Raw genomic sequence first — 10,301 nt, forward strand, 5'->3', positions numbered from 1 at the left:
GCGAAGACCCTTTGCCGTTCCTAATTGAGCGGCCCCGGTGCCATGCCGGGACCTCTAATCTGCGCGGAAGTACGGTTCAATAGCGAGCGGTGACCGGTGACGGCGAGAACGGATATCGTTTTTAAATTGAAAGAGGCGGCCCTTGCGCCGCCTCTCCGTGGGGTCCGCGTTCCTACTGGCAGACGTACATGATTCCGTCACCGCCTTTGATCAGTGTGCCGGGCGTGCAACCAATGCCATTGAGCTTCGCATAGTCATCCCAACCATTGTAGCAGGTATAGGAAGCACGCCCAAAGACCCCCACGGTCGTGCCGTACCCGGTCGTGCCGCCGGCACCACACCAGGGGCCGTCAGCGTAGTAGGCCCGCACTGCGTACCAAGGCAGACCGGACTGATCGGGTATGTAGTGATGATAGGGATACGGGCCGACATAGAGCCGCCTCGCTTGGGCACTCTCAACTGACAGCGAAATCCCGCGCTGCTCAGACCAGTCAACGGTGAACAGTGTTGCAAAGGCGATAGCCGAAGTTGCAATTGCAAAATTTCTAAAAACCATCCGCTTCATCGTTTTGCTCCTATCCTGTCTCGCCCCCTTTGCATAAGGAGGCCCGTCGGTTGATGCCGACATTGACAAAGATCAACGGGCCTGACCTAGCTCGTGACCAAATTTCAACGTGAATCACGGAGTTTATGCACGCAACCGTGCACAAAGTTGCTGCGTCGCGCTCTTTGGTGTGTTTGCTCGGTGTTACGTCGAGGCTGAAGTGAGGCTGGCGGATCGCGTCGGGCGGCGCCTGAAAGAAGGTAACAGCGCCAATGTTATCGGAAGTCGGCAAAGATTTCGAAACGACAACCAAGTGAGCGATGTCGCCTCTTGGCTGATAGTGTTGAAAAGTCTTTCTGGGGCGACGAACGAAATTTTTTAGAGCTGCTGATGCGTTTTACGCGCGGCGACGTGAGGGACCATATCGATTCACACAAAAACGACCATGGAGCTTCGTATGAGTGCTACGGAGTATTGCAGTGGCGGAGTCGGCTAAAAATCAGCTTTTGCGAGATTTTCAGCGTCGTTCAGTTTTCGACTTTTGCAACACTATCGCCAACTCGGACATCGACCTGACCGAGCGATTTATCAATTCTCACGGGTCGAGGGCGCGCACCCGAAAAACATGCGCAAACCCCGCCCACAGATATTCACCAGACTTTCTTCCCGAGACCACAGGACGCGTGTCTTGCGTAGGTCGCCGAGCGATCGGTGTCAGAGTTGCGAGTCGATCGGTAGCAGCTTCCACAGGTCGGCGACGAATCGTCGTCGAAAGCCGGTTTCGGGCTCGTCCCGGTAGCGCACCCTTTGGCCGTTCCTCTCCGTCTCCCAGATTATATCGCCTTTCGGGTCGAGGAAGACGCGGTAGCTATTTGCAGGCACTACGCCAGCCGCCATGTAAGCCGTCAGCCGTTTGGCAAGCTCCGGGCTCTCGATGTAAAGGCCGGCTTCGGTGTTGATTACGGCAGAGCGTGGATCGAGATTGAAGCTGCCGATGAACACGGCTTCGCCGTCGAAGGCCATGGCCTTTGCATGCAAGGCCGCTCGCGACCGCTCGGAAAGGATTGACCAGCCCAGCCGGAAGGCATCGGTATCCGGGCGCAGTTCGTATAGCTCCATGCCATTCTCGAGCAGCCGCCTTCGGGTCTTGGCATAGCCTGAATGCGCCGGTAGCATGTCGTTCGAAGCAAGCGAGTTGGTCAGCACGCGCACCCGAACATTGCGCTCCTGCAGCGCTTTGACGGTTGCCTGCGCTCGCGCGGGCAGGACGAAGTATGGTGATTCGACGAGCAGCTCCTCTTTCAGCTGTGCGACCCGCCCGCGGATGAATTCGATGACGTCGTCGCTCTCCTTGCCGGGGGCGATGCTTTCCGGGTCGTCGGCGACAATCCGGCCATGTGCCCACACGAGATTGTCGCGAAGCTCAGCGCCCCGCGCAGCGAGCTGGTCGAGCTCCTGGTCAATCGGATAAGGGTAGTCGGCCGCCGCGATCGCCTCACGCAAGCGAATCCGGATGGCATCGAGATCGGCAGCGTCATGGGCGCGGTCGACAATGGCCGCGATCGGCACCGTTGAGGGGCTATTCCAGTATCTGTCGAATACGCCCGACAAATCGCGGACGACAGGCCCAGCCGCCAACACATCCAGATCGCGATAGTTGGCGAAGGTGTTCACGCCATAGTAGATGTCACCGATATTGCGGCCGCCGACGATCGCTGCTGCATTGTCAGCGACCATCAGCTTGTTGTGCATGCGGCGATTGACCCGGCCGAAGTCGAAGATGAAGTCAAGAAATGACCAGCGCCGGTTAGTAAGCGGGTTGAACAGGCGGATCTCAACATTGGGGTGAGCATCGAGGCCGGCTTTAACGGAATCGCTGTCCTTGTAGAAGGGATCGTCGACGAGGAGCCGCACCCTCACCCCCCGATCGGCCGCCTTCATCACGTGCTCAATAATGATCCGGCCGGTGGTATCGCCGTCCCAGACATAATACTGCATGTCGAGGCCACGCTCGGCCAAGTCTGTCAGCGCCAGACGGGCGATGAAAGCCTCGCGCCCCTGGCTCAAGAGGCTGAAGCCGGAGAGGCCCGGATGCTGGTCGGCCGCCAGGCCGAAGAATTGGCCCAGCCTGGTTGACGCGGGGTCTTCGAATGCCGTCGATGGGGTTCGCGGATAGTCAGGCCGGGGGTCGGTGGTGCGGCCGGTGAGAACCTCTGCAAGCCAAATCAGGGCCGTGCGTGGGAGTCCGCGACGGGCCGATGCCTGAGACTCGGCTGAACTCCCGGGACTGCTGGTTCGCTGCGTGTCGACGTCCATCCGGTGGCAGTCCGCAACATGGTAGGCGGTTCCGCGGCACATGGCGCTCTCCAGCCCCCACGGCCAGAAGGCAAACGCGGTAACAGCAATCCGTCAAGCGCAAACTGGCGACCTAATTTGAGAATATTCGAGCATCCGTATCATGATCGCTGCGCTCGCCAGCAAATATACGATGCTCTTTTAGATGGTTGCCTGATTGCAGTGAAGCATTGAGATAGATCAACAACACCACGGCGGATCGGCTCCGAGTGAAGGTGCGAATAGGCCTTTTCGCCGGGGAGGGTTGGTGGATGTTGAAAGGCAAGGAGAAGAAGCACGCGGCCGTAGAGGCGCTGGACGCGTCCGGCAAGATCAGCCGCAAGCAATTCGAGGAGGAACTCGCGAAGCTTCAGGTCGAGCTAACCCGGCTGCAGACTTGGGTCAAAGACAAGGGGCGCGCGTCATTGTGGTCTTCGAGGGCCGGGACACGGCGGGTAAGGGTGGTGTGATCAGCCGGATCACCGAACGCACGAGCCCGCGCGTCTTCCGGCACGTGGCCTTGCCTACCCCCTCCGACCGCCAGAAGAGCCAAGTCTACATCCAGCGCTACATCGAGCAATTCCCAGCGGCGGGCGAGATCATCCTCTTCGACCGCTCGTGGTACAATCGGGCCGGGGTCGAACGAGTAATGGGCTTCTGCACGGACGAGCAGTACGAACGGTTCATGAAGATGGTTCCCGTGGTCGAGCAGGAGATGATCGTCAGCAACGGCATCATCCTGCGCAAGTACTTTCTCGACGTCAGCCAGGAGGAGCAGCGGCGCCGGTTCGAGGCCAGGATCAACGACCCGATGAAGCATTGGAAGCTGAGCCCGATGGACACTGAATCGGTGCGGCGCTGCGGGCAAGTGCCAAGACCCGAAGCGGGCGCTCGGTCACATGGCCTTGGGCGCTAGGCAGACCTCCGTTGATCTAGGTCAACCTCAGCGATCCTTTGGCGCTCACGCTATGTTCAGCCGCACCTGAGGCGGCTCCCGTCATTTTTCAGTGACGCAAGCGCGAAGAGGGAGGTCCAACATGCATCCGAAGATGCGTCTTTCGATCAAGTCCGCGACTGTTGCCGGGATTGCTGCTAGCGCCCTGTTGGGGCTTGCAGGTGTCACTCTGAATCCAGCGCCAGCCCAGGCGGTCGTGTACTGCCAGTACGTTGAATATCCGGTGGGTTGCGTTGCCCGGGCAGGCGTCGTGCTGAGGCCTCGTCCGGTGGCGCGCGCTGCCGTCCGTCATAACGCCGGTGGCAATGCAAATGGCGGCGTCAATCGCGTTGGGGCGGGGCGGTAAAGACTTGTTTCGCGGTCACGAGCGAGAAAGAAGCCGTCACCGCTTCGTCCCGGTGGCGGCTTTTTTATCGTCCCGACGCGGACAGGCGACCGAATAGCGAACGGGCGGGACATCACAGCCACGTGGCGGCGACTTTTTGGAACCAAGTCAACGCATACATGCGCAGGAGCTGCGGCGCACGTGCGCCGCAAGGGCTATGCCGATGGCCGCAGGCAACAGACCCAATGTCCGGCGCGGGCAGCACTTCAGGATGAGATCACGAGGTTGACCGCCTTGGGGCCTTTGTCCTTCTTGTCCGGTTCGACCTCGAATGTAATGCGCTGTCCTTCAGTCAAGTCCTTCAGTCCGGCCCGCTCGACTGCGGTGATATGAACGAACAGATCACGGCCGCCGTCATCCGGCTTGATGAAGCCATAGCCACTCTCCATCGAAGAACTTGACCGTACCAACCATGGACATCGCGAAACCCCTCCCCCGTATTGTAGGCTCGCCCTGAAAGCAGACGACCTATTCTTCGCCGAGCCAAACCGAAACGCCTTCTAGGACAGGCCGCCTGACCGGAAAATTGGCCCTTTGGGACAATTGTACGCTTCGGTGTTGTCGCCTTTTATGGACGCGGGAATGGCGTCGCACAAGGACAGGGAGGCGCTCATGGGATCGATGGAAGAGTTCATCCACTATGCGAACTTGATCATCGCCAAGCGGCAGCTTGCTGATCCGAGCATCACGGACAGACAGCGGCGGATGCTCGCAAGGCTGGTCGCGCAGGAGGAAGCGAAACGCTTTCACGAAGAGGACGGCGGTCACGCTGAATGCTAGTCCGTTGCCTTTCCCAAATTTGCTGGCTATCGCGTCAATTTTCGCTCATCAGGAGTTTTAGCATCGCATCGCAAGCAGCTTCGGCCTCGTCGAAAGTTTTAAAGGGCGAGCCGGTGATCCTGATCGCGCTGCGGCCTTCATAAACAGGACGCCACGACGCCAGATAACCGGCGCGTCCGTGAAAGCCAGGACCGGCAGGGCTTTCATAGCTGATCACGAAAGAATAGCCGTCGCTGTTCGCGCTCCATATTTCCATCTTCTCGACGGCACGCTGGAACTGCAGGGGCATGGCTGTTCACGAGTATTCAAGCAATTCCCGAAGGATCCAAGTCTTTAAAAATTCCCTCCCGGCGTGGTCTGAAGAAGTCGTGCCGCACCGATGGCAATTCAGCTTGCCTATGTCACTACAGGGCTTGATCTGGATCAAGCTGCGAGCACCTGCAGACGCTCGTGCCTGTTGGGCCGTCACGCTATCCACCGCAATCTGTGGCGGCTTGCCTGCCCATCGTGTCCGGGCGGAGTTGCTTGCTATCTCTGCGCCCCGCGATATTCTCGATGTGTATCTGAACACTAAGCGTGATCTGTTGGTTGTGCGCAATGGTCTGCCAATTCCTGACGCGTCAGGTAGATGGCGTAAGAAGAAAATAGTGGCGAGCGTCAGCGAGGACATTAAGCTCGCCATTCAGAGACAGGGTTACTACATGCGCAAGCTAACGGACTTTAAGAAGCGGTAGTCCGCAAAGCGCATGTGTAGCCTCTACAGCATCACCACGAACCAAGCGGCTATCGCCACGCTGTTCCGCGTCGTCAACCGCTATGTCGGCAGCCTCGCACCGATGCCGGGCGCGGTTCCAGATTATCCGGCTTCGGTGGTCCGCAACACCGAGACCGGGCGCGAGCTATCAATGATGCGGTGGCGCATGCCGCCGCCGCCGCGCACAGGCCAAGGCCGCTGTGGTCGCCCAAATGATCTAGCGGACCAATTCTATCTCACTCGGGCGCCACGCCTTCGTGAAAAACGGTTCGAGCGGGCTGTAGAGGCGCAGGATTGTGAACCAGCCCTTCTTGGGGTCGGTCTGAACCCAATTTCCCGCGCTCACGCCTTCTGGCTTGGTTGCGCCAAAGTACACCGTTGTCGAGCCGTCGGCGTTGGCTTGGGCAGCGGGCGTCGGATAGCTTTGGCTGCCTGCTCGCGGGTAACGCTGCGGAGTGTCGAGCATCGAGCGTGTCTTGTTGTCGTAAACGGTAAAAGACCAGAACTTCCCTGCCGGAATGTCCTTGGGCAGCGTAACCTTGTAGCTCTTGCTGCCGTCGAAAAACTCGCCGCCAGCATCCACGGTCTGAACGAGATACTGCGAGCCGATGTCCGTCAGCCGCATGATCATCGCGGGCGTGATGTACGTGTAGCCGAAGAACATGGTCGTCCGCACGTTCAGGGTGCGGGCACGCGTCGGCGGGTTCGGAGTGATGACGCCGTCGGCGCTCACTTCCGGCGGCGGCGTCTCCATGTTGTAGCCGCCGAGGAACAGCGGGTTGAACCAAGTCGAGTTGGGGTAGTAGTAGCCACCGTCGGACGGACGCCACTTGAAATTCAGGGTGCGCGCGGCGGCGTTTCCGATTGCTGCCGCGTCGATCAGTATCTTCTTCATCCGCGCGTCGGGGTTGAACGGCTTACCCTTTACGATACCGATGGCGGCGAGTGATCCCATGATTTCCGGGTCGAGCGCGCTCCCGGGCTCTCTTTGCACCAGATCGTTGAGCATCTCGAAGTAGCTGAAGTCGCTCGGCGGAACGGTGTTGATCACCTTGCCGGTGCCTTCGGTGAATTTCGCAGCCTCCGCAGGTCGCAGGAAGGCCCACTCCAGTTTGTGATCCGACGTGCGCGCCAAAGTCGCCTTGCCCTCCAACGCCGAACCGATGCTGGTGCCGTATCCGCCGGGAAGGTAGGGATAGATTTTGAGCGTCCTCTTGATCTCCGCAACGACCGGCTTCGGGTCGTTCTTCTCGAGAAAGGACCGACCGAGCAGAGTGGCACGGGTCGTGCGCATCTTCTGAACGCAGCCGCCACCGGGTAACTCGCCCTTGTAATCGGGCGGCACGAACAAATACCTGCCTCCTTCACCCCGGTCGGGACCGGGCAGACCGAAGTCAGTGACCCAGTTGAACCACATGTCATCGACCACGCCGAGCGACAGTGGCGGCGTCTCAACGACGATGGGGCCCTTGCTGGCGTCCAGATTGACAAAGAAATAAATGGTGTCCGCATTGGCTGTCAGGAACAGGGACTTCGCATCCATCAATTCCGAAAAAATGAGGGCCGTGTTGTTTGGGACGCCAGCAGCTTCGGCTCCCTTGAAGATCGACGACACCGAGGCGCCCTGATAGGCATTCACGAACGCTTCGACGCCATGCATCAGGTCGAGGTAGTCGTAGGCCTTGGCCACCGTATCCTTGCTCGGTGCACCGTCCTTGTATTGCAACGTGCCGATACTGCTCTCGACCATGTCCGGCGTATTGATCGACGGTGGGATGGGCGGCGCTGTTTGGGCGAACGCTGCCGTGACAGACAACGCGCCTGCCACCGTGGCAGCGGCAAAATGCTTGTAGTTATTCCTCATAATCATCTCCCTCGGAAAGGCCAAAGTTGGATTGCCGTTGAGCGCGCCATTGCGGCGACCTCACGATCCAACGGTCAATTCGCCTTCTTGACGTTTGGCGGCGACCACACGCCGCTCAACGCGGAAGCTTCTGGCCAATAGAGCCGCAGGATGAGCGAGAAGGGTCCTGAGGGAGCCGGTATCCAGTTCGGTTCATTGTCCTTGCCCGGCGACTTGGCGCCCAGATAAAGGGTCAGCGAGCCATCGGCGGCGTATTTGAGTGTCTTGTTTTTCGTACCGAGCGAGAAGCGTTCCAGCGCATTCGGAAAGAAGAATTTTTCCTCATTGTACAATGTCAACGACCAGAACCCCTTCACGGGCGGCACTTCTCCTTTTGCGAAAGTGACCGTGTACTGGTTGTTGCCGTCGAGCCGCTTCCCCTCGCTATCGAACTCACGCAAATTGTATTGCGTTTCCGCTGCCGTGTTCTGATACATACTGGATTTGCTGATCGCGGTGCGGTTCAGGTAGTCAGTGCCCCACTCTGCGGCATTCGCCGGAACAGTCCAGCCGTTACCAATCGCCCGGCCGTTGTATTGAAACTGAAAGAGCGGCTCCACGAGTTCTTTCTCGGCCGCCAGGAACGCTTCAATGAGCGCCTTCTTGGTGTCGGGGTTCTTGTCGGCGGCTTCCCATACGGACGAAATCCACCGGTATAGTGCTTCCTCGCCGGGCAGGGGGGGCACCTCCTTCATGACCACGGCCAGTTCTTCGTAATAGGTTGCGGGGTTCACCCACCTGCTCTCGCCCTTCGGCGCGTGACCGCCCGCTGACGGAACCGGGAAGTGCGGCGACTTGCCGTAATCCTTCTTCTTCATCGTGCCATCGAACTGGCTGAGCGGATACATCAGGACCTGATCGATGACCGGCTGAATGGCTGCGGTGTCTTCCGGTGTCGCATCCTTGAAAACTCGTGGAACGACGAACACAAGGTCTGTCTATGATCGCACTACCGCAGTGATGTCCTTGGGAAGCTCTCCGCTCCAATGCGGTCCTACGATCAGGTAGAAGCCGGGCTTGGTGCCATACTGCTGGCCAATACGGCCAATTTCGTCGGTGCGCTGATCATACATTGCGTAGACATAGAAGCGGTCGCCGAAGTCCGGCACCTGAATGACCGTTGGTTCCCTATCGAGCGCGGTAAAGCCTGCCCCGTAAGCAACGTCCTGATTGGGACAGACGATGAAGGTTTGATCCGGCTTGACATAGTTGGTGAGCATCTGGTTGTAGCCAACCGGCGCAACTGGCACTACTCCGCCGAGTAGCCCGGGTTCAGGCGCGTGGGCGAACGCCGCACGACGGTTGTGCGCGTTCACCATCGGATACCCACATGTAGGCCATCCGGCCGACAAACTGGACGTAGGCGCTGGTCATCGTGTTGCCGGGAACAGGGCCGGGAACGTCGGCCGCAGTCTTCGGTATCGGGACCTGAATTGCAGGTGCCGTCTGGACGACGGCGAACTGGGGCATCGTCATGGCGAAGGCCACGGCTGCCACACGAAGCCGTAAAAGCTGCGTCATCAATTTATCTCTCGTGGTCACCGCGTCTCAGCCTTGATGATGGAAACCAGTCTCTCGGATCAAATACCTTGGGCCATTTTTCGTGGCAGTCGAGCGGCAACGTTGATCTAAATCATGTACGGCGACCATCACATCCAGCAGCCGCTCCTTCAGCGGCTTCGGGCAACACAGAGTGCAGAATGCCGCTAGTGACAGTTCCGGATCGTCTTCGTAGTTGTACCGCTTAGCCATCAGCGCGCTAGCAAGTCATTCCGGTCGCACATCTGCGGACGGCTCGACGGGTCTGACGGACGGTGGTTCTTGCCACGCACACACCGTTAACTCGCGTCCTACCCGCGCCGCAGGCAGCAGCGACTTCTGTGATCATGCCGTTGGGCGGAGGAGTAATCGGCGCAGGTGTCATGGCTTGCGCCGATACTGCGACCGATAAGGCTAAGCCAGCAATAGCAATCAACCTAATCATTCTGCACCTCCTTTAACCGTCCAAACATCCCGACCTCTCACAGAGGGGATGGGTCCGGCTCTCGTCTGAACGCAATGCGAGCCTCCGGCGCTGGCCGTTGGAAGGCTTGAGATAGATCAAGGTCTTTCTCGGTTCAAAATGGCGCATATTACTGCGAGGACAGGTAAACTCAGGGTAGGCGTATGGGGCGCTATATCGACGAAATCCTACAGCCCGGCGAAAGGGTGCTGTATTCGACCAACGAACACTGGGTGTACTTTCTGCCTGCAATTGGGGCGTGGATCGCGGCGGTCGCATTTCTGGTGCTGTGGCGCCTGGTCGCCGCCGACGCGCTGACGTTGGTTTGGTTGGTATTGGCGGCGGTCGCTGGGCTCGCGGCATTGTACTGGACCGCGACGGCTTGGTTCCGCCGCTGGACCACCGAGACCGACGTTACCAACATGCGGGTCGTCCACAAGAGCGGTTTCATCAGGAGGCGGACCTTTGAGATGAGGCTCGACAAAGTTGAGAGCGTCGATGTCAACCAAAGCGTTCTTGGCCGCCTTTTGAACTATGGCGACCTTACCATTCAGGGCGTCGGCGAGGGTACGCAAACCATTTCCACCGTTAATTCGCCTCTCGCGTTTCGCAGCGCCATCACGACAAGACCGGTTGGCACGTAA

At 59.0% G+C, this 10,301-nt stretch carries 10 protein-coding genes and 3 pseudogenes; 6 read left to right on the forward strand and 7 right to left on the reverse strand.

The window, feature by feature from the left end; translation table 11 throughout:
* Positions 1-172 precede the first annotated feature (172 nt).
* Both CT676_RS41995 and CT676_RS42000 read right to left on the reverse strand, forming a co-directional pair.
* The gene (locus CT676_RS41995) at positions 173-565 is read right to left on the reverse strand and encodes a hypothetical protein (protein ID WP_135217160.1); all 393 of its coding nucleotides are present in this window, start codon (positions 563-565) and stop codon (positions 173-175) included.
* 693 nt (positions 566-1,258) lie between these two features.
* Positions 1,259-2,860, reverse strand: coding sequence for a phospholipase D family protein (locus CT676_RS42000; protein WP_167768339.1), 1,602 nt, complete (start codon positions 2,858-2,860; stop codon positions 1,259-1,261).
* A gap of 290 nt (positions 2,861-3,150) precedes the next feature.
* Between CT676_RS42000 and CT676_RS42005 the strand changes: the two are divergent.
* Positions 3,151-3,737 (forward strand): annotated as a pseudogene (locus tag CT676_RS42005) (polyphosphate kinase 2); the annotation flags it as partial.
* Between the two features lie 178 nt (positions 3,738-3,915).
* The gene (locus CT676_RS45825) at positions 3,916-4,179 is read left to right on the forward strand and encodes a hypothetical protein (protein WP_167768340.1); all 264 of its coding nucleotides are present in this window, start codon (positions 3,916-3,918) and stop codon (positions 4,177-4,179) included.
* A gap of 245 nt (positions 4,180-4,424) precedes the next feature.
* Here CT676_RS45825 and CT676_RS42020 read toward each other — a convergent pair.
* Positions 4,425-4,638 (reverse strand): annotated as a pseudogene (locus CT676_RS42020) (cold-shock protein).
* A 162-nt stretch (positions 4,639-4,800) separates the two neighbouring features.
* Between CT676_RS42020 and CT676_RS42025 the strand changes: the two are divergent.
* Complete coding sequence (locus CT676_RS42025; protein WP_135217163.1) at positions 4,801-4,998, forward strand: hypothetical protein; 198 nt, start codon at positions 4,801-4,803, stop codon at positions 4,996-4,998.
* Between the two features lie 34 nt (positions 4,999-5,032).
* Here CT676_RS42025 and CT676_RS42030 read toward each other — a convergent pair whose 3' ends face one another.
* Positions 5,033-5,287, reverse strand: coding sequence for a hypothetical protein (locus CT676_RS42030; RefSeq protein ID WP_135217164.1), 255 nt, complete (start codon positions 5,285-5,287; stop codon positions 5,033-5,035).
* On the opposite strand from CT676_RS42030, the gene CT676_RS46380 reads away from it, so the two are divergent.
* Entirely contained in the window at positions 5,286-5,732 is a 447-nt protein-coding gene (locus CT676_RS46380; RefSeq protein ID WP_343287590.1) for a hypothetical protein, read from the forward strand. The two genes, CT676_RS42030 and CT676_RS46380, sit on opposite strands and share 2 nt — an antisense overlap.
* Positions 5,733-5,744: 12 nt before the next feature.
* Positions 5,745-5,942: pseudogene (locus CT676_RS45830) on the forward strand (SOS response-associated peptidase); the annotation flags it as partial.
* A 27-nt stretch (positions 5,943-5,969) separates the two neighbouring features.
* On the opposite strand, the gene CT676_RS42045 reads toward CT676_RS45830, so the two are convergent.
* The 3 genes from CT676_RS42045 to CT676_RS45840 form a co-directional block, all read right to left on the reverse strand.
* Positions 5,970-7,616 (reverse strand): DUF1254 domain-containing protein, encoded by a 1,647-nt coding sequence (locus CT676_RS42045; protein WP_135217165.1) that lies wholly within the window; start codon positions 7,614-7,616, stop codon positions 5,970-5,972.
* A 74-nt stretch (positions 7,617-7,690) separates the two neighbouring features.
* Complete coding sequence (locus CT676_RS45835) at positions 7,691-8,584, reverse strand: DUF1214 domain-containing protein (RefSeq protein ID WP_244623507.1); 894 nt, start codon at positions 8,582-8,584, stop codon at positions 7,691-7,693.
* Positions 8,585-8,593: 9 nt separating this feature from the next.
* Entirely contained in the window at positions 8,594-8,974 is a 381-nt protein-coding gene (locus CT676_RS45840; RefSeq protein WP_244623508.1) for a DUF1254 domain-containing protein, read from the reverse strand.
* A gap of 847 nt (positions 8,975-9,821) precedes the next feature.
* Here CT676_RS45840 and CT676_RS42060 point away from each other — a divergent pair.
* Positions 9,822-10,301 (forward strand): PH domain-containing protein, encoded by a 480-nt coding sequence (locus CT676_RS42060; protein WP_135217167.1) that lies wholly within the window; start codon positions 9,822-9,824, stop codon positions 10,299-10,301.

The organism is Bradyrhizobium sp. MOS001 (assembly GCF_004634465.1).
In the GTDB taxonomy this organism is placed as follows: domain Bacteria; phylum Pseudomonadota; class Alphaproteobacteria; order Rhizobiales; family Xanthobacteraceae; genus Bradyrhizobium; species Bradyrhizobium barranii.

What these genes read in the sequence shown, in the direction of transcription:
- CT676_RS41995 (WP_135217160.1), bottom strand. Translation starts at nt 565, where the DNA reads ATGAAGCGGATGGTTTTTAGAAATTTTGCAATTGCAACTTCGGCTATC.
- CT676_RS42000 (WP_167768339.1), bottom strand. Translation starts at nt 2,860, where the DNA reads ATGGACGTCGACACGCAGCGAACCAGCAGTCCCGGGAGTTCAGCCGAG.
- CT676_RS45825 (WP_167768340.1), top strand. Translation starts at nt 3,916, where the DNA reads ATGCATCCGAAGATGCGTCTTTCGATCAAGTCCGCGACTGTTGCCGGG.
- CT676_RS42025 (WP_135217163.1), top strand. Translation starts at nt 4,801, where the DNA reads ATGGCGTCGCACAAGGACAGGGAGGCGCTCATGGGATCGATGGAAGAG.
- CT676_RS46380 (WP_343287590.1), top strand. Translation starts at nt 5,286, where the DNA reads ATGGCTGTTCACGAGTATTCAAGCAATTCCCGAAGGATCCAAGTCTTT.
- CT676_RS42030 (WP_135217164.1), bottom strand. Translation starts at nt 5,287, where the DNA reads ATGCCCCTGCAGTTCCAGCGTGCCGTCGAGAAGATGGAAATATGGAGC.
- CT676_RS42045 (WP_135217165.1), bottom strand. Translation starts at nt 7,616, where the DNA reads ATGAGGAATAACTACAAGCATTTTGCCGCTGCCACGGTGGCAGGCGCG.
- CT676_RS45840 (WP_244623508.1), bottom strand. Translation starts at nt 8,974, where the DNA reads ATGGTGAACGCGCACAACCGTCGTGCGGCGTTCGCCCACGCGCCTGAA.
- CT676_RS42060 (WP_135217167.1), top strand. Translation starts at nt 9,822, where the DNA reads ATGGGGCGCTATATCGACGAAATCCTACAGCCCGGCGAAAGGGTGCTG.